This window comes from Nocardia alni, from assembly GCF_019038435.1.
Classification (GTDB): domain Bacteria; phylum Actinomycetota; class Actinomycetes; order Mycobacteriales; family Mycobacteriaceae; genus Nocardia; species Nocardia alni.
On record NZ_JAGPOX010000352.1, the window covers coordinates 1 to 444 of the forward strand.

At 66.2% G+C, this 444-nt stretch carries 1 protein-coding gene; it reads left to right on the forward strand.

The genetic code is table 11. The features are described from left to right. Positions 1-31 precede the first annotated feature (31 nt). On the forward strand, positions 32-444 hold a 413-nt coding region (locus JZ791_RS47430), incomplete at its 3' end, for a cytochrome c1 (protein ID WP_216903975.1).

The following is a 444-nucleotide window of genomic DNA, read 5'->3' on the forward strand; positions in this document are numbered from 1 at the left end:
GCTCTTCACCACCGACAAGGTGGGCGAGACCATGAAGGCCACGATCGATCCGCGGCAGGCCAAGGACTGGTTCGGCGCCAACCCGCCCGACCTCACCGTGATCGCCCGCTCGCGCGCCGGCCACAACGGCACCGGGGCCGACTACCTCTACACCTTCCTGCGCACGTTCTACCGCGACGACACCAAGGCCACGGGCTGGAACAACCTCGCGTTCCCGAGCGTCGGCATGCCCCACGCGCTGTGGCAACTGCAGGGCGAACGCCGCCCGGTATTCGAGGAACACGAGAGCCACGGACACAAAACCCAGGTCTTCAAGGGGTGGGAGCAGCTGACTCCGGGTACCATGTCGCCCCTCCAGTACGACGAGACCGTGGGTGATCTCGTCAACTACCTGCAGTGGATGGGCGAGCCGGCGCAAAATACGCGGGTTCGCGTCGGGGTCTG